Here is a 24,375-nt window from a genome sequence, read left to right on the forward strand (position 1 = left end):
TGCATACTCATTTCATTATACTATCAAAAACAGTTTGCTACAACGAAGGAGCCAGTCCCCTTTCGCTAAGCACATGCTACTCAACAATTTAAAAAAAGCTTTCTATAACAAGCAATGTAAATGCCTACATTTTCAATGAATAGCATGAAAAATCCCCTTAACGATTTTTATCGCCAAGGGGATTAAAGCTCTTATTTCTTACCGAAATAAGTAACAATCGCAAATCCTAAAATAAAGGTAATAATTGAACTTATAATTGAAAATCCTCCAGTTGGAATACCAGGGAACACAATTACAATCGAGCCAATAACAAGTCCAATAATTGCCGCAAATGTCATACTTTTATAACGATCTAATAAGAAACTAATTCCTTTACTACTTACAACGAATCCTACCATAACACCAGCACCGATAACTACGATTAAAGGTAAGTTCAGTGTAGTTAAAGCATTAATTGCTGTCGGATACACACCAATAATTAATAAAATAAATGATCCGCTAATTCCAGGAAGTAACATAGCCATACTAGCCATCCATCCTGCGAAAAATAAACCAATTGCATTTAAAATTGTTAACGTCGTAATTGGATCTGCTGCTTTATCTGGTTTAAAGAAAGCTGTAATCGCAACAAGAATTGCTGCAACTATTAATAAAACAATGTGCTTACCTTCAAACGAAGACTTTGCATCAGCTTCTCTCATCAACATCGGTAATATGCTAATAATTAAACCGAGGAAGAAAAATTGAGTCGGTTCATAATGATTTGCAAGTAAATATTTAATAACGTGGCTTAACGTTAAAAACGCTGCTGCCACACCAGCTGCAAGGGGAATTAAAAACCCTAAATGTTTTTTCCATTCACGACTAAAGAACCCACTAATTGCCGCAAGCAATTGTTCATAAATCCCTAACACAACAGCGATTGTACCGCCGCTCACACCAGGAATTAAATCACTAACGCCCATACAAAATCCACGATATATATTACGCCATTCCATACTGAATAAATTCCTCATTTCTTATAGTGATTTTTCCGTAAATTCCAGTATATCAATAAGAAAGCTTATAATCCTAATATTTTTTGACAAAACTTTGACATTTTCACAAGAAAAGAAGAAAGCTCCTATCGGTAGCTTTCTTCTCAAAAGGCATGTTATCCCTTATTTTTCTGATACTGTTTTTAGTTCTTCTAATAATTCTTCTACGTAATGTTGTGCACTTTGTGCTGCGATACTACCATCACCTGTTGCAGTTACAATTTGACGTAGCATTTTTTCACGAACATCTCCAGCTGCGAAGATACCAGGAACTTTCGTTTCCATACGCTCATTTGTTTCAAGGTAACCATTTTCATTTGTAATACCTAGTTCAACAAATGGTTTTGATAGTGGTAACATACCGATGTATATGAACACGCCATCAGTTTTGACTTCTTTCTCTTCTCCACTGTTTACGTCTACAAGTGTTACGCTTCCCACTTTACCATTTGCATCGTTAATTTCTTTAATAGTATGATTCCAAATGAAATCAACTTTTTCGTTTTGGAAAGCACGGTCTTGTAAAATTTTCTGTGCGCGAAGCGTGTCACGACGGTGAACGATTGTTACCTTTGATGCGAAGCGTGTTAAGAACACACCCTCTTCAACAGCAGAATCTCCCCCACCAATAACTACAAGTTCTTTTCCTTTAAAGAATGCCCCATCACATACTGCACAATATGATACACCGCGGCCGCCAAGTTCCGCTTCGCCTGGCACACCAATTTTTTTATATTCTGCACCGCTTGCAACGATAATTGCACGTGCTTTATATTCTTTTTTACCAGCAATGATTGTTTTATATTCTTTACCATCGATGACTGCTTTCACATCACCGTATGCATATTCAGCACCAAATTTCTTCGCATGCTCGAACATTTTATTTGATAAGTCTGGTCCTAAAATAGACTCATAACCTGGATAGTTTTCTACATCTTCCGTGTTTGCCATTTGGCCACCTGGGATACCGCGCTCAAGCATTAATGTGCTTAAATTTGCACGAGATGTATATACTGCAGCTGTCATACCAGCCGGTCCTGCACCAATAATAATGACATCATAAATTTTTTCTTCTGACACACCATTCACTCCTATTCATTCCTACACAATTAAGTTACCCTCATTATACTGTTAGCATCATTTTTTTCCCAATGATTTGCTTACCCTATGTGTGCGTACGCTTAACAGCCTGCACATACTTTCGAACAGTCGCTACAGATACATTATATACATCTCCAAGCTCCGACTGTGTCATCTTATTTCCTTGTTCGCTGCGTACGATATATTCAACCGCAGCTGACCAGCCATATACATTTGTGAAAACTGCCCCAGATGTATATAAACGTATGAACGTACAAAACCAAAATTGTAAACACTCTTCGATTAATTCATCATCTTTTTTCGTATAATTATATAAAGCATCCGCAATTTGCGCGCACTGTTCGAATTGCTGTAAATCAGCTGGAATGCTCTTATGGCTATTAAGTAAAAAGAAATACTTTGCAAGTTGCGATACGATTGGAACACCGTTCTTCGCCTGCGTTACATCAAAGAAGAATCCCACCTTCTCTGGCGTTGACAATTCATTCATTAAATATAAAGCTAGCATTTGTTCCTCTAGCGTCGTACTTTGCTGAAATGATTTTCGTAATTCTTCAAATAATACGTTTTGTCCTTCATCTGCTAAATTCAGCGCATTCCACGGTTCTTTTCCCTTTTTATCAGGGTGCAATTCTACAACATGCTGCCACATTTTTTCAGCTACTTGCTGATCTTTCACCATATAAGCAGAATATGCAAACCAATAATAAAAACTAACGTCTCCCTCGTATCCTTGACGCTTTAATACTTTGAACCATTTATATGCAGGCTCAAAATGACCAATTGTTGCAAGTGTCGTTCCAAGTTTCAAACGATGCTCGAACGAAATCGGATATACTGAAACTAACTGCTCCGCTAACGCTTCTACTTGTTTATGCTCTCCAATTGAATATAGGAAAATAAGCGTATTACAAAGCGCATGTATATTACCAGGATTTTTCTCTAAAATCATTTCCGTTAACTTCAGAGCTTTATCTACATTACCAGATTGAAAATGTGCAATGGCTAAATTATTATGACCCGACCAAAATTCTGGATAATCTTTTGTAACAATTTCTAATGTAGCAATTGCTTCTTCCAATTGTCCGTTACGAATATAACGATTCGCTTCTTCCTGCATAACAATTAGATCATCTTCATCCTCAATCTCTTCCTCACCCATCGCTTCTTCTTCCATAATTTCAAGTAATTCTAATGTATCTTCTACAAATTCCTTCTCTTCTGCAACTTCTAAATAGCGATCCGCATACTTTTTCGCCTGCTGAAATAGCCCCATATATGCATAATTATTTGCAATAAAATAATAGCATTGTTCAAGTTCTGGATTAGATCTAACAAGCTTAAAGAAGATTTGATTCGACTCTTGATATTCACCAGCCTCAGATAATACTGTTGCTAATTGGCATAAAATAAACGGCTCCTTCTCACTTTGTGCCGCTCTTCGAAAATATTTAATTGCATCTTGCAATTTCTGCCCTTTGTAAGCCCTCATCCCTTTTTTATAAAAGAAGTCCGCTAATTGATTAAAAGAGATAACTTGTCCGTTCTCCTTATATATTCCTTGATTTTTCCCCATATATCCTCCAGTTTTTTGTTTTCTTCGTTCACACATTCTTCTATCTATAAGTATAAACGATTCCGTAAAAAACAAAACAGTATATTATACTCAATTATTTCCTTTTTATTCATTAAAAAAGAAGAGAAATGTTACATTTTTAGCATCAACCTTCTCTAGCATCCATTTCTTCTTTCGTATAAATAACACGCATTGGATTTCCACCCACGAAAGCACCACTTGGGACATCTCTATGAACAAGTGTGCCAGCTGAAACAATCGCGCAATCCCCAATTTTCACACCTGGTAATATAGTCGTATTTGCTCCAATCATCACTTCATTTCCTATGACGATCTCTCCAAGTCGATATTCGCGAATTAAATATTCATGTGCTAAAAGCGTTGTATTATAGCCGATAATCGAATTCTCTCCCACGGTTATCTTTTCTGGGAACATAATGTCCGGCATTACCATGAGCGCGAACGATGTTTTCTTTCCGACTTTCATCCGTAAAAATGTGCGGTACAACCAATTCTTGACGGATAAAAATGGTGTATAACGCGCAATTTGGATAATAATAAAGTTTTTCATTACCTTCCAAAAAGACACTGTTTTATACACATTCCATAATGAATTTTCTCCCGAAACGGGATAGCGCGTTGTCCGTCGCACTTAACTCGCTCCTCTACTAAAAAGTGAAACTGTAAGTTAGTAGGGAAATACACCCCTACTAACTTACTTGGACCTTTATAAACGGTTCATATCAGACAAAATCGGTAGCAAATCACTCATTTTATCTAGCATAAAGTCCGGCTTGTAAGCCTCTAAATACGCTCTACCTTTCAACGTCCATGAGACAGCAGCTGTTTTCGTACCCGCATTTTGTCCACCAACAATATCATGATGGTTATCCCCAACCATCAATGCTTCTTCCGGTTTCGCATCTAATAACTCAAGCGCTTTTTGAAGTGGTTCTGGATGTGGTTTCACATGCTCTACATCATCAATTGTCACGACCACATCAAAAAATTCATCAAGCTTTGACAACTTTAATCCCATCTCAACTGTTTGTCTCGCTTTCGTTGTAACAATACCAACTTTATAACCTTGCTTCTTCAACTCTTGAACTGTTTCATATACAGTTTCATATTCTTCCACTAATTCATCGTGATGATCATGGTTAAATTGACGATAACATGTAATCATCTCTTCAACCTTGTTTTCATTAATCTTGCTGAAAGTATCATGTAAAGAAGGGCCGATAAATGGCAATACATCTTCACGCTTATATTGATTTGGATAATATGTATGTAACACATGTAAAAAAGAAGAAATAATAAGTTCGTTTGTATTAATTAAAGTCCCATCTAAATCAAATAACACTGTATTTATTCTCATTGCCTTAGTCCCTTCTCTTTCCTGAATATGAAAGAAGCAGCACCTTATAATAAGATGCTACTTTTCTCTAATTTTCCGAATATCTTTTATCAGCTTGCCCCATTTTTCGTCTCACAATAATGAAAATAATAGAAATAACAACAAGTCCAATTGACATTACTTGTGCGATACGAAGTGGTCCTAGCATTAAACTATCTGTACGTAAGCCTTCTACGAAGAAGCGCCCTACTGAATACCAAATTAAATATGTGAAGAATAACTCCCCGCGTCGCAAGTTCACTTTTCGTAATGCAAGTAATAAAATGACACCTGCAAAATTCCATAATGATTCATATAAAAACGTCGGATGATAGTACACACCCTCAATATACATTTGATTAATAATGAAATCCGGTAAATGAAGGCCTTCTAAAAACTGTCTCGTTACTTCATCACCATGTGCCTCTTGGTTCATAAAGTTTCCCCATCGGCCAATTGCTTGTCCTAGTAAAATACTTGGCGCTGCAATATCAGCCAACTTCCAGAATGAAACCCCGCGGCGTTTCGCAAAAAGAACCCCTGTAATAACAGCCCCAATTAAACCACCATGAATCGCCAAGCCACCTTGACGAATATTAATAATTTGACTCGGGTTTTGCGCGTAATATTCCCATTCAAAAATAACATAGTACATTCTCGCAAATAGAATAGCGATTGGTACTGCAATTAATACAAGGTCAACAAATGTATCTTTTGGAATACCTAGCCTTTCTCCCTCGCGAGTTGCTAGCCAAAGACCTAATAGCACACCTGTACCGATAATAATCCCGTACCAATAAACAGGAAACGGCCCAAGTTGGATCGCTACGCGGTCAAGCTGTGGTACAGAACCTAACAGCATATGTATGACCTCCCTCTCCAAAGTTTACTCCTACTCCTGATTTCCTAACTCAATCGCACTCATTAATCGTTCAGAGAACTGCTGTGCTGCATTGACTCCCATACGTTTTAAACGGAAGTTCATCGCTGCTACTTCAATAATAACAGCCAAGTTTCGACCAGGACGAACTGGAAGTGTAATCTTCGTAAGTTCTGTATCAATAATCTTCATCTTCTCTTCATCAAGACCTAAGCGATCATAATTTTTCTTTTGATCCCAAATTTCAAGATTAATAACAAGTGTAATACGCTTATAATTTCGCACTGCCCCTGCACCGAATAACGTCATAACGTTAATGATACCTAGACCACGAATTTCTAATAAATGCTCAATTAAATCTGGTGAGCTTCCTACTAATGTGTCTTCATCTTCTTGGCGAATTTCTACACTATCATCCGCAACAAGGCGATGGCCACGCTTCACAAGTTCAAGAGCTGTCTCACTTTTACCAACACCACTTTGACCTGTAATTAAAACACCAACACCGTAAATATCTACTAATACACCATGAACAGCAGTTGTTGGTGCTAGCTTACCTTCTAAATAATTGGTTAAACGACTTGATAATCTCGTTGTCGTTTGAGAAGAACGTAATAAAGGCATGCCTGATTCACGTGATGCTTGTAATAACTCATCTGGTACATCTTGATTACGAGTTATAATAATACATGGCGTCTCCTCGGTACAAAGCGCTTTCATTCTCTCTTGTTTTTGCTCTGTTGTTAACGTATCAAAGAACGTAAGCTCCGTTTTTCCAAGAAGCTGCACGCGATCAGCTGGATAATATGTAAAAAATCCGGCCATTTCAATTCCAGGTCGTGATAAATCACTTGTATCAATCGGACGATGAATTCCTTCTTCACCACTTATTAACTCCAATTGAAACTGTTCAATTAAATCTTTTGTCCTTACTTTCGGCATATGTATAAACCTCCACTCCGCTGCGGGTTCAGTCTCATTTGATGTAAAATTCCATTCTACCGGATATTGTACCATTTTTTTCTGGAAACAAGAAATACGGTTTCTAATAAATAGAAAAAAACATTTCATACACATCATGAAATGTTTTTCTTTTTGTCATTTTCTCTTTTTTTCATAAAGTGGCTCCACAATTGCCTTTTCAATAATCATATTAAAAATTGAAATACAAATTGCCGCAACGATTGCTACCCCGAACCCTGATATATTAAATGCATCTCCTAATAATGAATCTGCCATTTTTAACGTAATCGCATTAATAACAATTAAGAAGAACCCGAAAGTTACAACAGTAATTGGTAGCGTAATTAAAATTAATAACGGTTTTACGAACACATTTAAAACAGCCAAAATAATACTCGCAATAATTGCAGTTTGTATATTTGCTACGTAAAACGCGTCTGGTGCAATCCCTTTTAAAAGTCCCGATACAGCGATTAACACAACGCTATTTACAAGAAGTGATACAATCCATCTCATTTTCTTACACATCCTTTTGACATATATATTTCATCATACGCTAATAGATTATAAACGCAAGTATCATACAAACACTTATATCAACTTATTCTACTCTTCCTGCTTGTATACCTACTAACATTTCCTCGCAAAATAAGGGCCATACCATCTATGTTCATGAGTTTTCACAAAGGTCCAAGTAAAATCTTTGTCTACAATATAGATATCGCCTTTATACATATCATCTGTTTCACGTAATATATCATCCATACTTAATAAGCTCGCATCTTTTATTAGCAATACGTCATTACAATGTTGGTAGAAAACACAGCACTCCTTTTTCGCTTCATTATGAAACGCTCTCTCTGCTTCTATTCCTTCTAAACACTTCTTTTTCTCATAACTAAATATGTGCCACAAGTAACCACAGCCATACTTATCTCCATAAAGGAAAATATCTTCTTTTTCCTCATCACTTAAATGATTTGCAAAATGATCCTCCCAGCGTTTCCGAAAATATACACCCCACTTTTGAAACTCTCTTACCTTCATATTTTTCTTTCGCAACACATCTAAAAACTCCATCTTCTCCCCCTATGCAATAAAAACCGAGTGTCATTCCCACTCGGCTTTTAGTAATACACTTATTGAGATAATTCTACTTCTTTTATTTTCTCTTTCATTCTCGCTTTATCACGAACTAAAATCTCTTTTAAATACTTACCTGTATACGAGCGCTCTTCTTTCACTACTTGCTCTGGCGTTCCAGAAGCGACGATTTGTCCACCTTTGTCTCCGCCCTCTGGTCCAAGGTCAACGATATAATCAGCTGTTTTAATTACATCTAAATTATGTTCAATTACAAGTACCGTCTCACCGCTTTCAACAAGACGTTGCAGCACTTCTAGAAGACGCGCGATATCATGTGCATGCAAACCAGTCGTTGGCTCATCTAAAATATATAATGTACGCCCAGTAGAACGACGGTGTAATTCAGACGCTAATTTCACGCGCTGCGCTTCACCACCAGATAACGTCGTAGCTGGTTGCCCTAATTTCATATAACCAAGCCCTACATCTACAAGCGTTTGAAGTTTACGCTTAATTTTGGGGATATTGGCGAAGAACTCTACCCCGTCTTCAATTGTCATCCCTAACACTTCAGAAATGTTCTTATCTTTATACTTCACTTCTAACGTTTCGCGGTTATAACGTTTACCATGACAAACTTCACACGGAACGTATACGTCTGGTAAGAAGTGCATTTCGATTTTAATAATTCCATCACCACGGCACGCTTCACAACGTCCACCTTTTACATTAAAACTGAAACGTCCTTTTTGATATCCACGCACTTTCGCTTCATTCGTTTGTGCAAACACATCACGAATATCATCGAATACACCTGTATACGTCGCTGGATTAGAACGTGGTGTACGCCCGATTGGCGATTGATCGATATCGATTACTTTATCTAAATGCTCAAGACCTTTAATTTCTTTATGCGTACCTGGCTTCGCTTTCGCTTTATATAGCTTTTGAGCTAACGATTTGTATAGCACTTCATTAATCATCGTACTTTTACCTGAACCAGATACACCAGTTATCGCTACAAACGTACCAAGCGGGAATGACATCTTTGCATTCTTTAAGTTATTCTCTTTTGCACCGACAATTTCCACCTTACGTCCGTCACCTTTACGTCTTTCAAGTGGAACCGGAATAAACTCTTTACCGCTTAAATACTTCCCTGTTAGCGAATTCTCATCTTGCATCACTTCAGCTGGCGTACCTGCTGATACAACTTGACCACCGTGAATACCTGCACCAGGTCCGATATCAAGTAAATAATCAGCAGCCATCATCGTGTCTTCATCATGCTCAACGACAATTAACGTATTTCCTAAATCGCGCATTTCTTGCAATGTACGAATAAGACGATCATTATCACGCTGATGTAAACCGATAGAAGGCTCATCAAGAATGTAAAGTACGCCAGTAAGGCGCGAACCAATTTGTGTCGCTAAACGAATGCGCTGCGCCTCACCACCTGATAAAGTTCCTGCGGCACGACTTAACGTTAAATAATCTAAACCGACGTTCACTAAGAACCCAACGCGCTCTTGGATTTCTCTTAAAATTAAATGAGCAATTTTTTGTTGCTTCTCCGTTAGCTCCACATTCGAGAAGAATTCCTGTACTTCTTGAACAGAATACTTCGTTACATCAGCAATCGTTTTATCACCAACGAAAACAGCTAAACTCTCAGGCTTTAAGCGTCCACCTTTACACTTCGGACAAGCTTGCTCTGCCATATACTTTTCCATTTGCTCACGAACATAATCAGAACTCGTTTCACGATAGCGACGTTCAATATTTGGAATAACACCTTCAAATAAAATCTCATTTTCCTTTACTTGACCAAATTCATTTACATAGCGGAAATAAACTTTCTCTTCACCGCTTCCGTACAACACTTTATCAAATAAATCTTTCGGTATATCTTTCACAGGCACATCCATATCAACGCCATAATGATTACATACAGATTGTAAAAGCTGCGGGTAATATTGTGAGCTTGTCGGTTCCCAAGGCGCAATCGCATGTTCATTTAATGATAAATCCCAGTTCGGAATAACAAGTTCTAAATCTACCTCTAACTTTGAACCAAGTCCATCACAAGAAGGACATGCCCCGAATGGACTGTTGAATGAGAACATGCGCGGCTCTAATTCTCCGATTGAAAAACCACAATGCGGACAAGCATGATGTTCACTAAATAGAAGTTCCTCTTCTCCCATTACATCAATTAACACGCGGCCCCCGCCAAGCTTTAATGCACTTTCAAGTGAATCCGCAAGACGGCTTGCGATTCCTTCTTTTACAACAATACGATCAATTACAACTTCAATAGAATGCTTCTTGTTTTTATCTAACGCAATATCTTCAGATACATCAAGCATTTCACCATCAACACGAACACGAACATACCCTTGCTTCTTAATATCTTCAAGCACTTTCACATGTGCACCTTTACGTCCAGAAACGATAGGAGCTAACACTTGTAATTTCGTACGTTCAGGATATTCAAGTACACGGTCTACCATCTGCTCTACTGTTTGTGACGTAATCTCAATACCATGATTCGGACAAATCGGCGTACCAATTCGCGCAAATAATAAACGTAAATAATCATAAATCTCCGTTACCGTTCCGACAGTTGAACGTGGATTACGACTTGTCGTTTTTTGATCGATTGAAATCGCTGGAGATAAGCCTTCAATCGTATCCACGTCAGGTTTATCCATTTGTCCTAAAAACTGGCGCGCATACGCAGATAACGATTCTACGTATCTGCGTTGCCCTTCTGCATAAATCGTATCAAACGCTAGTGATGATTTCCCTGAACCAGACAATCCCGTCACAACAACAAGCTGATTTCTCGGAATGGTTACATCAATATTTTTTAAGTTATGTGCTCTAGCACCTTTTACAACAATAAAATCCTTGCTTATGCTCACTCTATTCACCCTTCCGCTTTTAATTCTAATAGTAAATCTCTTAATTCAGCTGCACGCTCGAAATCTAACGCTTTTGCTGCTTCTTTCATCTCTGCTTCCATCTTCGCAATTGTCTTTTCACGCTCTTTTTTCGTCATCTTCTTAGCTGGTGCCGCTTCATACATTTCCGGCTCTTCAGCAGCTGTCGTTGCACGAATAACATCACGCACGCCTTTTTGAATCGTTTTCGGCGTAATACCATGCTCTTTATTGTAAGCTTCTTGTATAGTACGACGACGCTGCGTTTCTTCAATCGCAATTCCCATTGATCTCGTTATACGATCTGCGTACATAATTACGCGGCCGTTTTCATTACGTGCTGCACGACCGATTGTTTGAATTAATGAACGCTCTGAACGCAAGAACCCTTCCTTATCAGCGTCTAAAATAGCGACAAGTGATACTTCTGGAATATCTAATCCTTCTCGTAATAAGTTAATACCAACAAGTACATCGAACTTACCAAGGCGAAGGTCACGGATAATTTCAATACGTTCTAACGTTTTAATTTCAGAGTGAAGATAGTTCACTTTAATTCCTACATCTTTTAAGTAGTCTGTTAAATCCTCTGACATCTTCTTCGTTAAAGTTGTAATTAATACACGTTCATTTTTTGCAATACGATCTTGAATTTCTCCTAATAAATCATCAATTTGCCCTTCAATTGGTCGTATATCAATTGGTGGATCTAAAAGCCCTGTTGGACGAATAATTTGCTCTATTACTTCCGGTGACTGCTCTAACTCATACGGTCCTGGCGTTGCCGAAACGTAAATAACTTGATTCGTTTTCTCTTCAAACTCATCAAACATAAGCGGTCTATTATCTAAAGCTGATGGCAGACGGAATCCATGATCCACAAGCACTTGCTTACGTGCTTGGTCCCCGTTATACATCGCTCTTACTTGCGGTACTGATACGTGTGACTCATCCATAACAATTAAGAAATCTTCTGGGAAATAGTCTAATAACGTATATGGCGTTGCCCCCGCTGGACGAAGTGTTAAATGACGGGAATAGTTTTCAATCCCTGAACAAAAGCCCATCTCGCGCATCATTTCTAAATCATAACGTGTACGCTGCTCTATACGCTGCGCTTCTAACAATTTACCGTTATCATTTAATTCTTTTAAACGGACTTCTAATTCTTTTTCAATATTTTCAATAGCGACCTTCATCTTTTCTTCACGTGTAACGAAGTGAGATGCTGGGAAGATTGCTACATGATCACGTTCTGCTAATACTTCACCTGTTAACGCATTTACTTCGCGAATACGATCTATTTCATCGCCGAAAAATTCAATTCGAATACAATGCTCATCAAGTGATGCCGGGAAGATTTCAACTACATCTCCGCGCACACGGAATGTACCACGCTTGAAATCAATGTCATTACGTCCATACTGCACATCAACAAGTTCACGAAGCAATTGATTGCGGTCCTTTTCCATACCAACTCGAAGCGAAACAACTAACTCGCGGTATTCTTCTGGAGAACCTAAACCATATATACACGAAACACTCGCAACGATAATAACATCGTCTCTTTCAAATAAGGAAGACGTTGCTGAGTGACGCAACTTATCGATTTCATCATTAATCTGCGCATCTTTTTCAATAAAAGTATCTGTTTGCGGCACATACGCTTCTGGCTGATAATAATCGTAATAACTAACAAAATACTCCACTGAATTGTTAGGAAAAAAATCTTTCAGCTCACTATATAACTGTCCTGCTAACGTTTTATTATGAGCCATGACAAGTGTTGGCTTCTGCACTTCTTTAATGACATTTGAAATCGTAAATGTCTTACCCGTTCCTGTCGCCCCAAGTAACACTTGCTTTTTCTTTCCACTATTAATTCCCTCTACAAGCTTCTCTATAGCTACTGGCTGATCACCTTGCGGGGAATACGCTGAGATAATTTCAAATTGATGTTCCAAACAAAACCGACCTCCTCGTAAAAAATCTGTATTCCCATTTTACCACGAATGCCCATAAAAAAACCAAGAAAACGAACAGATATTCGGTAAAATTTTCGACAATATATACATAGAAAAAGGAAGGAATCAAAACTTCCTTCCTCTACTAACTCTATTTTGTAGGTACATATAATAAATCATATCCATTGCGCCCATTTTCATTCACACAGTCTATTAACCTATAAGCCTTTTGTGATTCACGCTGCTCTTTAACAATCCTTTTACAACTATCTTTATGTAACCCTTTATCCTCACCAGCAAATTGGTCTTTTCTATTATCTGACACATAAAGTATATCGTTCTCACTATGCTCTAGCGTTTGAAAGATCGGGTCACCTTCATGGGTATACTGTACAATTCTTATTTTATCAACCTTCCCTTGGCCAACATTCAAAACGAATTTTTCAAATTTATCTAGATTAGAAATCCCTGCTCTCTTTACAATGACATCATTCTTTTTATCAATTGCAATGTTAGATTGTGAGCATGCTACTAAACTAAAGAGAAGTAGGCATATAAAACCACTTCTTTTTCCTATTGTCATCCTCTCCTATAAAAATTATTTGTATACTACAAAAGCTACTTTCCTCTACGAAAGTAGCTTCTCTTTTCCTTTCTCCTTCTTCGGAAAAAGAACATATGAAAATGAAATAACTGTATCCACTAAAAGTATGATCGCCCAAACTTGACTAACACGACTAGCCGCCTTATTTAAAATGATTCCTGACTCTAACCAATTGCTCCACTGTTCAAATGGAATAAACCCATACGCGAAGAAAAAGAAAATATGCACAACAACGAATAAAACAAGATGTAATACCCAATTTTTTATTTCCTGCTTCGCGTAGGCCATACCTGTTAGTTCTATCTGTTCTTCGATAATAGGTGCTGGTTCATTCCGCCATTTCGCAACTAGCTTTTGCGCAAACATATCAAGCTTCTTCAAATCCTTTTTCCCGTAGAAAACTGCATACAATAAAATAATTACCGTAATGATTTGAAAGTTAGAGAACTTTCCTGTTTGATAATAGTCCACTACCCCTAAGGTTAAAATGAACACTTCATTTACGAGGAGTACAATCCCCATAATAAAGCTCGCCTTCTTCAAACGGAATCCGTAACGGAGTAAAAAGAAACCGATAGCCGATAACCAAAATACAATCTCTGCGCCAATTAAAAAATACCAACGATATTCTGCGAGTATACTCATTTATCCCTCTCCTTTTCATCATATATACGAAAAGCCTCATCCATATATAATAAAAGTTCTTCTTCAATTGGATACATGCTCATTTTCTGTGAATCTTCCTTCGATTTTCTAACTTCCCATAACTTATCTAAAAATGCTTCATCACCATTGGCCATTTCTAAACACTTCTGCATTAATCTCTTCGTTGCCCTTTGTACCTCATCACTCGCGGCTTCTTTGCCGTCTTTCATAAAAGTACGTAATTGCTTTAATAAATTTACCCACTCTAAAACATTCGGATCTTCTTCACTCATATTTGGCAAATTATGAAGCAATTTTTGTTCTTCCTTTGAAAACACTTCATTTTGAAATATTTCACGTATACGAGAAGACTGTTTTGAAAGCTGAATCAGTTCAAACATAACTTTCCAATCAAGTTCTCCCTCCACATCTACCGAATAAACAACAGCTTGTAAAACACGCTCCATTCGATTAAATTTCTTTTGTTCTCCCTGTACAAATCGAAGTTGTTTTTCAAGAGAATCCTTTAAGTTAAACTCACCTTTTACTAACATATTCGCAGACTCTTTTAATGAAAATCCCATTTCCTTTAAAAATAAAATTTGTTGTAGACGAATGACATCAGCTTCACTATATAAACGATGCCCGCCTTCCGTTTTCCCGCTCGGCTTTAATAAATCTATTTGATCATAATAACGTAATGTACGTACTGTTACCCCTGTTTCTTTCGTCAATTGTTGTATTGAAATCACTACCATCACCTCTTCCTCTTCATTATAAAAGATGACGTAACGTCACTTTCAATACTTTTGTAAAAAAAATACAAAAAGCTGTTTATACACTTTGTATAAACAGCTTTTACGGAAATAGCCCTTTTTGTACAGCACGCCCACAAAATAAAATAAGTGCTCCAACAACAACACTCGTTGCCGTTTTATGATAATGAGCTGATAGTAATAAATAATAAGATAAACCGACAGTACCAATCATAATACAAACGCTTGGCACTGGATTACGAGAGAAATTTTGCATTCCCCAAAGAAGCGCGAATATAGCCGTAGCGACACATAACACCGGTAATCCCATCCCAGTTCCCCTTTTTCTATTTAGTCCTTGTTGCTAACACACTCGTTGATGCCATACTTATTAATAAAGTGAAACTTTAATCAGTGGGGGTTTTCTTCATCCCCCACTGATTATTAGTTGAACCAATCGGACTTTTATGGGCAGTTGATCCCCCCACCTAAATTCTTTGCTTTCGCCGAATTTTGAGGTGGGGGTCTTACTGCCCATTAAAGTCGGATAAACCGAAAATAGCAATATATAATAACTCATTTACATGTACAGCTTGCCTATCTAAATACTTATTTACACAAAGATACATAATGAACAAAAGAACGAAGCTTGTAATACTAATCGTAAAATATGACTTCATCTTGTTCACAACTCGCTCATCAATCGACGGTACTCCCTCTTCTTTCAAACGCTTCTGTTCTCTATATTCCGCAATACTATATAAAATGACTAGTGCTACATTCGATATAAAAATAGTCCCCCACGAAATACTTAAAATCATTAAACTCACATTTAAAACAAGACCCGCTAAAAATAAACTTCCTATAAAACGTATAATATCTTGCTTACTCATACATGATCCGCCTCTTTTTGATTTCTATATTTCCACTTCGGCCAATAGTTCACAAGAAAATACACCCACTGCCCTAGTACAAATAAAACAAACGGCATACCAGCATTTCCATCAACAATTAAATTGTACAAACTCCATATCGCTAAACTAATCGTAAAAAATAACCCTACATATTTAAACGCTTTATCCGACTGAAATCTCTCAAACTCATCTTGCATTTTCATTCCTCCTATCACTAGGCTCGTGTGCCTATCATGACTCGTACGATGAGACTACCCGCAAATAAGGAACTACATATTATAAGTATTTCTTGCACTGGTATAACAGCCCTACCTATCGCTTTACTCGCAACAATATAAACAACGAGCAAAAGAAATGCGAATATAAATGAGATGTTTACATGCTTTTTTATATTTTCATTTACTCGCTCATCTATATCTGGAAGTTCTTCCTTTTTGTACTTACGCTTTTTGTAATACGCATACACTATCAAAAATACAATTGCTAAAACGTTACTCACTACGAGCGGTAAAATTGGTATAGCCGGATTCATAATATGAACTACAATGTCTCCCAAAAACAATCCAATAATCGCACCAATCAATAACCCTTTAGTATCTTCCATTTTTTCTCTCCTTACTCTAGCGTAAATATTTCCTCCACCTTCACCCCAAAATATTTGGCAATTTTTAGGGATAACTCTAGACTCGGATTATAATAATGGTTTTCAATCGCCACAATCGTCTGCCGCGTCACCTGCACCGCCTTTGCCATTTCAACTTGCGTTATATGATGTTGCTTTCTTAACTCTTTTATTTTATTTTTCACACCCATAGGCTCCACCTTCTAAAGTAAAGATATCTTTACTTTAATTATAAATATTTTCCAGTTACAAGTAAAGATATCTTTACAAATTTTAGAAAAACGTTTCCACTGAATATCTTCTCTCACACAGTACGATAGAAACTAAATTTATATCGGCGATTTTCCAAATATATCGACTTACCGATAAATACCGACATCATTAGCCCTATAATCATAAGAAAAAGCTGCTCCCAAATACCTCTGGGAACAGCTTCTCCGTCCTACTACATAAATCCTAACGCATATACAAGAAAGTATCCAAGAATAGAAAGGCAAACCGAGCCGATCAGCCCCGCCATGAATGCTTTGCTTCCTAACTTACGGAACGTTTTAAACTCTACATTTAAACCAAGACCCGCCATCGCCATTGCGATAAGCATGTAAGCAATGACAACAATGTATCCAGCAACAACTTCTGGTATAATCCCGAGCGAATGCACTGCACTCATCGCTAAAAATCCGAAGATAAACCACGGAATCGGAAGGTCGCGCCACGATTTTTCCCCCTCGCTACCTTCGCTCTTACCAAACCATAATCCAATTAAAATCGCTACTGGTACAAGCATTGCAACGCGCGTTAGCTTCACGATAACTGCAATGTCTACAGCCGTGCTTCCTCCTGGCGCCGCAGCTGCGATGACATGAGCGATTTCATGCAGCGTCGCACCTGAGAATACACCGTAACCGTACGGAGAAAAGCCAAGCACTGGGTATAATAACGTATAAATAAGTGTAAATATTGTACCTAAAATTGCAATAATTGCTGCCCCAACTGCCGTTTCTTCATCCTTCGCTTTCACTTGCGGTGCAATTGCCACGACCGCTGCCGCGCCGCAAATTGCTGTTCCGCACGCTGTTAAAATTCCAAGCTTCTTTTCCACTCTAAATACTTTCGTTAGTCCATATACAACGAAAATCGTAAATGTAATAACAACCGCTGCGATGACCAATACTTTCGGCCCTGCCTTTGCAATATCAACAAGATTTAATCGCATTCCAAGTAAGATGATCCCGAAGCGAAGCAACTTCTTACTCGCAAAGTTTGTCCCTGCAATCGCATCATGAGGAACTCCAATTGTCGCACGCCAAATCATCCCAATTAGAATAGCAATTACTAATTGTCCCATAATATTTAAAAATGGAAGCTCTGCTAAATATTTCGCGGCAATTGCGATTAATAACGTAATCCCAATACCTTGCGAAAATCCAAAGCCCTTCTTCTTTTGTATAACAAGTGTTTGTTCCACTTTGTACCACTCCAATAATCGTATTGGAACATGCATGTTCTTTCTACTTACATTATAAGAGAGTTTCTATAATAAGTTTAATATCAATATTGAATCTCTACCATCAGAAATACTTATGATAAAATGATAGAAAAAGAAAGGGTCCTATTATATGAACGTAGACATTTTAAAAATTTTTGTTACTGTCGTGGAACAGAAACACTTCTCCCGTGCAGCAGAATTATTAAACCTTTCACAACCTGGCGTAAGTATGCACATTCGCAACTTAGAAAACGAATTTGACACTACACTTATTCAGCGCTCCCCAAAGCACGTTCAAGTGACAGAGGCTGGAAACATTTTATATATACATGCAAAGCAAATGCTCTCTCTTTACGAAGATGCTAAGCAAGAAATTAACGAGCTACATAACGTTGTAACAGGAACGCTTCGCATCGGCGCTAGTTTTACAATTGGCGAATACTTACTTCCAAAAATACTGGCTAACTACGCGAATGAAAATTCACACGTCGAAGTTCATACCTTTATTTCAAATACAGAAGACGTTTTGCAAAGCCTTCGCTCTAATCAAATTGATATCGGCTTAGTGGAAGGGCAAGTCGTATACGCCGACGTTGACGTTGAAACATTTATGCAAGATGAAATGAAGCTCGTCGTCCCGCCAAACCATCCACTACTCCGCACAAATGAAATAAATGAAAGCACACTCCAAGATCAAGTATGGGTATTAAGAGAAAGTGGTTCTGGAACACGCGCTTATAGTGACCGCTTTATTCATCAACACCATTTAAAAATGAAACGATTCTTTACATTTAGTAGTATCCAAAGCGTAAAGGAAGCCGTCGCTGCTGGGCTTGGCATCGCTATCCTTTCAGATTGGACTGTACGGAAAGAGCTACTGGCAAAAGAACTATTCCACGTCGAAGTTCCAAATGAACAACTCATCCGCCCATTCTCTATCGTGCGCGGCAAATATTTTATTCCGTCTAAAGCTATTCAAGTATTTTTAAATCATGTAGATTCTTTTGCGAAAAAACAGAGTTGACCTTCATATTAGTGTGAAGGTTTACAATTACGAAACATTATTAGTTCAAATCCGAAAATGTAAAGAAGCACTCTAATGTCTTCCCTATATATCGACGGGACCTTCCGCATTTCCCAAGAAATATCGAAACTTCGACAAGTAAAAGGCCGTGCATCAGCACGGCCTTTTACTTTATATACGGACAGCAGTCCCACTCACTGCAACCATTAGCATCCCTTCGCGAACTACTTCGTAATCCACGTCGATACCTACAATTGCATTCGCATTTTTTTGTCTTGCGAGAGTTTTCATCTCTTCCATTGCAATGTCGCGCGCTTCTTTTAATTTACTTTCATAAGCGCCAGAACGACCACCGACAACGTCACGGACAGAGGCAAAAAGGTCACGAACGATATTCGCACCCATAATCGCTTCTCCATTCACGATATCGATATACTCAATAATTTCTTTCCCTTGAATTGTAGAAGTTGTTGTTACAATCATGCTTCATAGCCTCCCATATAAGATTCTCACTTACTTATGGTGCACTAATTCAGCAGAAATTATATTTACGAACTGAACTGAGCTTCGTATAAACGGCTGTATCCTCCGCCTTGCTCAATTAGTTCCTCATGCGAACCTTGTTCTGCAATACCATCTTTATTTACAACGACGATGCGATCTGCATTTTTAATCGTCGCAAGTCTATGAGCGATAACTAATGTTGTACGGCCGACAGATAGTTCAGCAAGTGATTTTTGAATCGCTAGTTCCGTCTCTGTATCTAATGCGGAAGTCGCTTCATCTAATATTAAAATTGGCGGGTTTTTCAAGAACATACGAGCAATCGCTAGACGCTGCTTCTGTCCACCTGAAAGTTTCACACCACGCTCACCGATAACGGTATCTAAACCGTCTGGTTGTGAGTAAATTAAGTCTTCTAACTGCGCACGTTTTACTGCCTGCCAAATGTCAGCTTCTGACGCCTTTAAATTTCCGTAAGCGATATTTTCACGAATCGTTCCTGAGAATAAGAACACATCTTGCTGCACAATTCCGATTTGCTTACGAAGTGAAGATAACGTCATATCTTTCGTATCAATACCATCAATTTGGATTGAACCCGATGATTGCTCATAAAAGCGTGGGAGTAAACTACATAACGTTGTTTTCCCTGCTCCTGATGGTCCTACGAACGCAACTGTTTCACCTGCATGTATTTTCAAACTAATATCATTTAAAATCGGTTCTTTGTTTTCATATCCGAACGTAATGTTGCTATATTGAATATCACCATGTACATGTTTAACTTCCATCGCATCTTTAGAGTCTACAATATCTGGCTCTGTTTCAAGAAGCTCTACATATCTCTTAAAACCAGCAATCCCTTTCGGATAGCTTTCAATTACCGCATTAATTTTTTCAATTGGGCGGAAGAAAATATTCGTTAATAGAACGAATCCAATAAATCCACCGTACGTTAATTCTCCTTGCAGAACAAACCATGTACCGCATATTAAGACGAAGAGCGTTACGAGACGCATGAGCATATAACTAATCGACGAATTTAACGCCATAATTTTATAGGCCATTAATTTCGTTGTACGGAAACGAGCGTTGTTAACAGCAAATTGCTCTTTCTCAAACTTTTCATTTCCGAATGCTTGTACAACGCGAATACCACCAACGTTATTTTCAATGCATGCATTAAAATCAGCAACGTCTGAGAATAAACGTCTAAACGTACCTGTCATTTTTTTGTTGAAGTAAAGTGCTAACCATAATAAGAATGGAATGACGAAGAACGTTAATAGCGCTAATTTCCAGTTGATCATCATCATAAATGAGAATGCCCCAACTAAAGTCATAACAGCGATAAATAAATCTTCTGGTCCGTGGTGAGCAATTTCCCCAATTTCCATTAAGTCGTTTGTAAGACGTGAAATTAAATGACCTGTTTTATTATTGTCAAAAAATCTGAATGATAGCTTTTGAATGTGATCAAATAATTTCTGCCTCATATCTGTTTCAATGTTAACACCAAGCATATGTCCCCAATATGTAACGACATATTGTAAGCCTGCATTTAATATATACACTGCAAGTAAACCGAAACAAGCCCATAAAATAAGCGTCCAGTTTTGTCCTGGCAATAACTTATCAATAAATTGATTTACGATAAGTGGGAAGCCAAGTTCTAGTAACCCTGCGACAACCGCGCAAGAAAAGTCGAGTATAAATAAACCTTTATACGGTTTATAGTAAGAAAAAAATTTACGTAGCATATTTCCCCTCCATTTTCCAAAATTAAAAAGACTCCCTAAATGATAACCATTATCAAATAATTATTCAAGTTATCCGTCTATGAAACTTCAAAATAAGGTTTGCGATATTTGTCGTTTTTTGCCGGAAAGTCGATATATTGGAATAATCGCTGATATATTTTCAGTTGCGCTGATATATTCCGATAATCGCCGATATAAATTTCATTTACTACTAATCCCGCCACCCCATAACCAAAAAGGGCATCACCACAAGGTGATACCCTTTCTTCTATTACATCGCTTCCGAATCCCACTCATGCTCCTGCTGAACAAATACAATACCTAATTCGTGATGTCCTCCGGCGTATAATGCCGTTTGAGCGAGGCGAAGCTCTTCATTTGTATCTAATACTTCTAACTTACAAAATGCTCCTGTCGTCTTCGTTTGAAGCGCATCGTAAAATTCTTCAGCGCTTTTTGGAATGACTCCATTTACTTTCGTAATAATTTCTCCAGGTAGTAAATTCAGCTCTGCCCCAATTGTATTCGGGATTGTATCTAGTACAACAAGTCCCTCATTACGTGCAGCGAAGTACGCCGGTCTTGTCTCATCGGCAATTTTCTCTTGCATGGAAATCGTGAAGCGTCCAAGCATTGCAACTCCCATCGCGATAATTGCAAGTACGTGCCACCAATAACTTGCGATTCCTAAAACAAGCACAAGTCCTGCTAATCCGTATACACGTCTTCCTGTAAATAATAAAGCTTCCGTCGGCTCATAACTTCTAATCCTTCTCATAAACCCAATTAAAAATGGAACGAGGAATAAAGAATATGTATCTGAACCGATTGAAACGACAGGCCACCATGAAATAAATTGTGTTACCGCGTCACCTGGTACAAGAATAAAAATAGGAACGATCCATAAACGCTTTGATTCGTGTAAACCAATCTTTAACCCGCGCTTACCCTTCCTAATCTTCGGCGTCGAATATCCTACTGCATTTTTAGAAATCAATAAGCCCTCTACAACGAGCATGACGCCTAGTAAAATAGCAAGAGATACAATCGTACTCGCTTCACCTTCTCCAAGCTGTAAGAAGGAAACTGGTAGCTTAGAAGATAATAGAACACATACAATTGCGATACTAAATGTATAAGCTGCTGATAAATATCGATACATAGCCGTTAATCCAAATAGAAACGTCCATAATAAGATGACCCATAAGCTTGCTTTAGAAACGACAAGGCCAAGTCCAATCGTAATAATAGATACGATTAATCCGTATTTAACTCCCGCAAATAAAGATGTTCGCAGTTCAAACCAAATATCATAAACTTTAAAGGAAAAATCCTTTCGTTCTCGTAACATACGTAAGTATCCAACGAAGATACTACTTATTAAAAATACATAGACAGCAGGGTGTAAGAAAAAACGTCCAACTGCCCGCATTATTTCAAAAATCCATGCCTCCACGAACCCATTCACCACCATTTATATCATTCTTTCTTTTTATATTATCATAACTGGACAAACGTTTGTTTAACACAAAAAAATACAGGCAGCAAACTGCCTGTATTTCTTTTTATTTCGCTATTAATTTTAATGCGGACTGTAATTGTAAATCATTTTCTCCAGAACGGATTTTTTCAATAATTTTCGTTTGAATCGCCTCAGCTGTCTTTTTATCCAGCTGTCCTGTCGCTTCCATCTCATTCGCATTTTGGAATGCTTTCAGCGCTGATTCTGTCTCTTTACTAAAGTATCCATCTTCACGTCCTGGTACATATCCTAAGCTCTTAAGCATTTCTTGCGCGTGTTTTACTTGCACATCATTTGCATTGTATGAAAGTGTCTTTTCAATTTGAATTGGTGTCGCATGATAATAATCTGGTTGCTTCACTTCTACTGTTGGCTCGATTCCTTTTTTATGAATCCAGTTTCCATCCGGTGTTAACCATTTAAACATCGTTAATTTAATGTTACTGCCATCCTTAAATGGAACAGCTTGCTGAACAGTACCTTTACCAAACGTTTTTTCCCCAACTAACTCGTATCCTTCTCCCTCTTTTAGCGCACCCGCTAAAATCTCTGAAGCAGAAGCACTTCCTTTATCAATTAATACTGAAATTGGATATGGCTTTCTCTCTTTCAGTTCCGTAGAGAATTTCTTCTTCTCACCATTTCTTTGCTCTACTTGTAGCATCGGTTTTTTATCCGTCATAATTTCCCCTAGTATCTCTTCTACACTATTTAAGTAGCCACCAGGATTACCACGTACGTCAATAACTAAGCCTTTTATGTTTTTCTTCTCTAATTCTTTTAACTGATCCTTAAATTCTTTCGCCGTATTTTCAGCGAAGGAAGTGATTTGCATATAACCGATATCTTTTCCGCTCTCTTGTTTCACAGAACTAAATACTGTGAAGATCGGAATTTTTTCACGCTTAATTTTAAATACAATCGGATCAGCTACTCCTGCACGCTTAATTTCAATCGCAACAGTCGTTCCTTTTTTACCACGAATCTTTAATACCGCTTCTTCACGTGATAAATCTTTCACACTATTTCCATCTACAGATAAAATTTGGTCATTCGGTTTAATTCCAATCTTTTCTGCCGGTGAGCCTTTAATTGGAGATACGATAATAAGCTTACCGTCCGTTTTGTTCACCTCAGCCCCGATCCCCTCTAGCTCAGGATCAAGCGATTCACTAAACTGTTTTGCCGTTTCTTTATCCATATACGTGGAATAAGGGTCCTTCAGCGTAGACAACATGCCTTGTATTGCACCTTCGACTAACTTTTCATCTTTCACGTCTTCCACATAACGTGAATCAATTAGTCCATACGCTTCATTAATTTTTGCCAAATTCCCTTGCGCGGTGCTAGCGTTTCCACTCGAAATTGTTTGCGTTACCTCTGCTGGGTTAACCCCAAATAAAGACATACCTGCAAACATTCCGCCAGCACCAATTAAAAATGCAACAACCATTCCAATAATTGCAACTCTACGTTTCAATGCGGAATTCCCCTTTCCAAAACACACAGGTGGTGTAGCAAAAGGCATCACACAGTGTGTGATGCCTTTACCTATTTCTACTATATGATAAGCTTGTACGAATTA

At 37.9% G+C, this 24,375-nt stretch carries 26 protein-coding genes; 1 reads left to right on the forward strand and 25 read right to left on the reverse strand.

Annotated features, from left to right (window positions below; genetic code table 11):
- Positions 1 to 191: 191 nt before the first annotated feature.
- The 20 genes from F8162_RS27350 to F8162_RS27445 form a co-directional block, all read right to left on the reverse strand.
- Positions 192 to 998, reverse strand: coding sequence for a DUF368 domain-containing protein (locus tag F8162_RS27350; protein ID WP_151632154.1), 807 nt, complete (start codon positions 996 to 998; stop codon positions 192 to 194).
- Between the two features lie 162 nt (positions 999 to 1,160).
- Positions 1,161 to 2,117 carry a thioredoxin-disulfide reductase gene (trxB, locus tag F8162_RS27355; RefSeq protein WP_001288064.1) on the reverse strand — a complete coding sequence of 319 codons (957 nt, stop codon included), beginning with the start codon at positions 2,115 to 2,117 and terminating at the stop codon, positions 1,161 to 1,163.
- Between the two features lie 85 nt (positions 2,118 to 2,202).
- Positions 2,203 to 3,714, reverse strand: coding sequence for a tetratricopeptide repeat protein (locus tag F8162_RS27360; RefSeq protein WP_151632152.1), 1,512 nt, complete (start codon positions 3,712 to 3,714; stop codon positions 2,203 to 2,205).
- A 145-nt stretch (positions 3,715 to 3,859) separates the two neighbouring features.
- Positions 3,860 to 4,366 (reverse strand): acyltransferase, encoded by a 507-nt coding sequence (locus tag F8162_RS27365; protein ID WP_151632150.1) that lies wholly within the window; start codon positions 4,364 to 4,366, stop codon positions 3,860 to 3,862.
- A 75-nt stretch (positions 4,367 to 4,441) separates the two neighbouring features.
- Entirely contained in the window at positions 4,442 to 5,092 is a 651-nt protein-coding gene (gene ppaX, locus F8162_RS27370; protein WP_151632148.1) for a pyrophosphatase PpaX, read from the reverse strand.
- A gap of 67 nt (positions 5,093 to 5,159) precedes the next feature.
- On the reverse strand, positions 5,160 to 5,972 hold the full coding sequence (gene lgt / locus F8162_RS27375; protein ID WP_087983077.1) for a prolipoprotein diacylglyceryl transferase: 813 nt from the start codon (positions 5,970 to 5,972) through the stop codon (positions 5,160 to 5,162).
- Positions 5,973 to 6,002: 30 nt separating this feature from the next.
- Positions 6,003 to 6,932 (reverse strand): HPr(Ser) kinase/phosphatase, encoded by a 930-nt coding sequence (hprK, locus tag F8162_RS27380; protein WP_001127251.1) that lies wholly within the window; start codon positions 6,930 to 6,932, stop codon positions 6,003 to 6,005.
- A 156-nt stretch (positions 6,933 to 7,088) separates the two neighbouring features.
- Positions 7,089 to 7,469: a phage holin family protein gene (locus tag F8162_RS27385; RefSeq protein ID WP_151632146.1), complete on the reverse strand. Its 381-nt coding sequence runs from the start codon at positions 7,467 to 7,469 to the stop codon at positions 7,089 to 7,091.
- A 114-nt stretch (positions 7,470 to 7,583) separates the two neighbouring features.
- Positions 7,584 to 8,033, reverse strand: a complete 450-nt coding sequence (locus F8162_RS27390) for a DUF4275 family protein (protein WP_151632144.1) — start codon at positions 8,031 to 8,033, stop codon at positions 7,584 to 7,586.
- Between the two features lie 59 nt (positions 8,034 to 8,092).
- Positions 8,093 to 10,963 carry an excinuclease ABC subunit UvrA gene (gene uvrA, locus F8162_RS27395; RefSeq protein ID WP_151632434.1) on the reverse strand — a complete coding sequence of 957 codons (2,871 nt, stop codon included), beginning with the start codon at positions 10,961 to 10,963 and terminating at the stop codon, positions 8,093 to 8,095.
- A gap of 11 nt (positions 10,964 to 10,974) precedes the next feature.
- Complete coding sequence (gene uvrB / locus F8162_RS27400) at positions 10,975 to 12,951, reverse strand: excinuclease ABC subunit B (protein WP_151632142.1); 1,977 nt, start codon at positions 12,949 to 12,951, stop codon at positions 10,975 to 10,977.
- Positions 12,952 to 13,102: 151 nt separating this feature from the next.
- On the reverse strand, positions 13,103 to 13,534 hold the full coding sequence (locus tag F8162_RS27405; RefSeq protein WP_151632140.1) for a DUF4362 domain-containing protein: 432 nt from the start codon (positions 13,532 to 13,534) through the stop codon (positions 13,103 to 13,105).
- A 45-nt stretch (positions 13,535 to 13,579) separates the two neighbouring features.
- Positions 13,580 to 14,200 (reverse strand): hypothetical protein, encoded by a 621-nt coding sequence (locus tag F8162_RS27410; protein WP_151632137.1) that lies wholly within the window; start codon positions 14,198 to 14,200, stop codon positions 13,580 to 13,582.
- Positions 14,197 to 14,958: a MerR family transcriptional regulator gene (locus F8162_RS27415; RefSeq protein ID WP_151632135.1), complete on the reverse strand. Its 762-nt coding sequence runs from the start codon at positions 14,956 to 14,958 to the stop codon at positions 14,197 to 14,199. The genes F8162_RS27410 and F8162_RS27415 overlap by 4 nt, the downstream gene beginning before the upstream one ends.
- Before the next feature lie 100 nt (positions 14,959 to 15,058).
- Positions 15,059 to 15,286, reverse strand: a complete 228-nt coding sequence (locus F8162_RS27420; protein ID WP_151632133.1) for a hypothetical protein — start codon at positions 15,284 to 15,286, stop codon at positions 15,059 to 15,061.
- A 196-nt stretch (positions 15,287 to 15,482) separates the two neighbouring features.
- Entirely contained in the window at positions 15,483 to 15,848 is a 366-nt protein-coding gene (locus tag F8162_RS27425; RefSeq protein ID WP_151632131.1) for an ATPase, read from the reverse strand.
- Positions 15,845 to 16,066: a hypothetical protein gene (locus F8162_RS27430; RefSeq protein ID WP_016118885.1), complete on the reverse strand. Its 222-nt coding sequence runs from the start codon at positions 16,064 to 16,066 to the stop codon at positions 15,845 to 15,847. Before F8162_RS27430 ends, F8162_RS27425 begins: the two co-directional genes overlap by 4 nt.
- Positions 16,067 to 16,083: 17 nt before the next feature.
- Positions 16,084 to 16,473, reverse strand: coding sequence for a hypothetical protein (locus tag F8162_RS27435; protein ID WP_151632129.1), 390 nt, complete (start codon positions 16,471 to 16,473; stop codon positions 16,084 to 16,086).
- Between the two features lie 11 nt (positions 16,474 to 16,484).
- The gene (locus F8162_RS27440; RefSeq protein WP_151632127.1) at positions 16,485 to 16,682 is read right to left on the reverse strand and encodes a helix-turn-helix transcriptional regulator; all 198 of its coding nucleotides are present in this window, start codon (positions 16,680 to 16,682) and stop codon (positions 16,485 to 16,487) included.
- 254 nt (positions 16,683 to 16,936) lie between these two features.
- On the reverse strand, positions 16,937 to 17,959 hold the full coding sequence (locus tag F8162_RS27445; protein WP_151632125.1) for a YeiH family protein: 1,023 nt from the start codon (positions 17,957 to 17,959) through the stop codon (positions 16,937 to 16,939).
- 151 nt (positions 17,960 to 18,110) lie between these two features.
- Here F8162_RS27445 and F8162_RS27450 point away from each other — a divergent pair, with 151 nt between their 5' ends.
- Entirely contained in the window at positions 18,111 to 19,004 is an 894-nt protein-coding gene (locus F8162_RS27450) for a LysR family transcriptional regulator (protein ID WP_151632123.1), read from the forward strand.
- Between the two features lie 171 nt (positions 19,005 to 19,175).
- Here the strand turns inward: F8162_RS27450 and F8162_RS27455 are convergent, their stop codons facing one another.
- From F8162_RS27455 to F8162_RS27475, 5 genes are all read right to left on the reverse strand, one after another.
- Positions 19,176 to 19,487, reverse strand: coding sequence for a heavy metal-binding domain-containing protein (locus tag F8162_RS27455; protein WP_000637525.1), 312 nt, complete (start codon positions 19,485 to 19,487; stop codon positions 19,176 to 19,178).
- 65 nt (positions 19,488 to 19,552) lie between these two features.
- Positions 19,553 to 21,268, reverse strand: coding sequence for an ABC transporter ATP-binding protein (locus F8162_RS27460; protein ID WP_151632121.1), 1,716 nt, complete (start codon positions 21,266 to 21,268; stop codon positions 19,553 to 19,555).
- A gap of 77 nt (positions 21,269 to 21,345) precedes the next feature.
- Positions 21,346 to 21,561 (reverse strand): hypothetical protein, encoded by a 216-nt coding sequence (locus tag F8162_RS27465; protein WP_151632119.1) that lies wholly within the window; start codon positions 21,559 to 21,561, stop codon positions 21,346 to 21,348.
- Complete coding sequence (locus F8162_RS27470) at positions 21,540 to 22,742, reverse strand: PDZ domain-containing protein (protein WP_151632117.1); 1,203 nt, start codon at positions 22,740 to 22,742, stop codon at positions 21,540 to 21,542. Before F8162_RS27470 ends, F8162_RS27465 begins: the two co-directional genes overlap by 22 nt.
- Before the next feature lie 91 nt (positions 22,743 to 22,833).
- Complete coding sequence (locus tag F8162_RS27475; protein WP_151632432.1) at positions 22,834 to 24,318, reverse strand: S41 family peptidase; 1,485 nt, start codon at positions 24,316 to 24,318, stop codon at positions 22,834 to 22,836.
- Positions 24,319 to 24,375 lie beyond the last annotated feature (57 nt).

It is taken from the genome of Bacillus sp. CH140a_4T (assembly GCF_008923725.1).
In the GTDB taxonomy this organism is placed as follows: Bacteria; Bacillota; Bacilli; order Bacillales; family Bacillaceae_G; genus Bacillus_A.

What these genes read in the sequence shown, in the direction of transcription:
- F8162_RS27350 (WP_151632154.1), bottom strand. Translation starts at nt 998, where the DNA reads ATGGAATGGCGTAATATATATCGTGGATTTTGTATGGGCGTTAGTGAT.
- F8162_RS27360 (WP_151632152.1), bottom strand. Translation starts at nt 3,714, where the DNA reads ATGGGGAAAAATCAAGGAATATATAAGGAGAACGGACAAGTTATCTCT.
- ppaX (WP_151632148.1), bottom strand. Translation starts at nt 5,092, where the DNA reads ATGAGAATAAATACAGTGTTATTTGATTTAGATGGGACTTTAATTAAT.
- lgt (WP_087983077.1), bottom strand. Translation starts at nt 5,972, where the DNA reads ATGCTGTTAGGTTCTGTACCACAGCTTGACCGCGTAGCGATCCAACTT.
- hprK (WP_001127251.1), bottom strand. Translation starts at nt 6,932, where the DNA reads ATGCCGAAAGTAAGGACAAAAGATTTAATTGAACAGTTTCAATTGGAG.
- F8162_RS27385 (WP_151632146.1), bottom strand. Translation starts at nt 7,469, where the DNA reads ATGAGATGGATTGTATCACTTCTTGTAAATAGCGTTGTGTTAATCGCT.
- F8162_RS27390 (WP_151632144.1), bottom strand. Translation starts at nt 8,033, where the DNA reads ATGGAGTTTTTAGATGTGTTGCGAAAGAAAAATATGAAGGTAAGAGAG.
- F8162_RS27405 (WP_151632140.1), bottom strand. Translation starts at nt 13,534, where the DNA reads ATGACAATAGGAAAAAGAAGTGGTTTTATATGCCTACTTCTCTTTAGT.
- F8162_RS27410 (WP_151632137.1), bottom strand. Translation starts at nt 14,200, where the DNA reads ATGAGTATACTCGCAGAATATCGTTGGTATTTTTTAATTGGCGCAGAG.
- F8162_RS27415 (WP_151632135.1), bottom strand. Translation starts at nt 14,958, where the DNA reads ATGGTAGTGATTTCAATACAACAATTGACGAAAGAAACAGGGGTAACA.
- F8162_RS27420 (WP_151632133.1), bottom strand. Translation starts at nt 15,286, where the DNA reads ATGGGATTACCGGTGTTATGTGTCGCTACGGCTATATTCGCGCTTCTT.
- F8162_RS27425 (WP_151632131.1), bottom strand. Translation starts at nt 15,848, where the DNA reads ATGAGTAAGCAAGATATTATACGTTTTATAGGAAGTTTATTTTTAGCG.
- F8162_RS27430 (WP_016118885.1), bottom strand. Translation starts at nt 16,066, where the DNA reads ATGCAAGATGAGTTTGAGAGATTTCAGTCGGATAAAGCGTTTAAATAT.
- F8162_RS27435 (WP_151632129.1), bottom strand. Translation starts at nt 16,473, where the DNA reads ATGGAAGATACTAAAGGGTTATTGATTGGTGCGATTATTGGATTGTTT.
- F8162_RS27440 (WP_151632127.1), bottom strand. Translation starts at nt 16,682, where the DNA reads ATGGGTGTGAAAAATAAAATAAAAGAGTTAAGAAAGCAACATCATATA.
- F8162_RS27450 (WP_151632123.1), top strand. Translation starts at nt 18,111, where the DNA reads ATGAACGTAGACATTTTAAAAATTTTTGTTACTGTCGTGGAACAGAAA.
- F8162_RS27455 (WP_000637525.1), bottom strand. Translation starts at nt 19,487, where the DNA reads ATGATTGTAACAACAACTTCTACAATTCAAGGGAAAGAAATTATTGAG.
- F8162_RS27460 (WP_151632121.1), bottom strand. Translation starts at nt 21,268, where the DNA reads ATGCTACGTAAATTTTTTTCTTACTATAAACCGTATAAAGGTTTATTT.
- F8162_RS27470 (WP_151632117.1), bottom strand. Translation starts at nt 22,742, where the DNA reads ATGGTGGTGAATGGGTTCGTGGAGGCATGGATTTTTGAAATAATGCGG.
- F8162_RS27475 (WP_151632432.1), bottom strand. Translation starts at nt 24,318, where the DNA reads ATGCCTTTTGCTACACCACCTGTGTGTTTTGGAAAGGGGAATTCCGCA.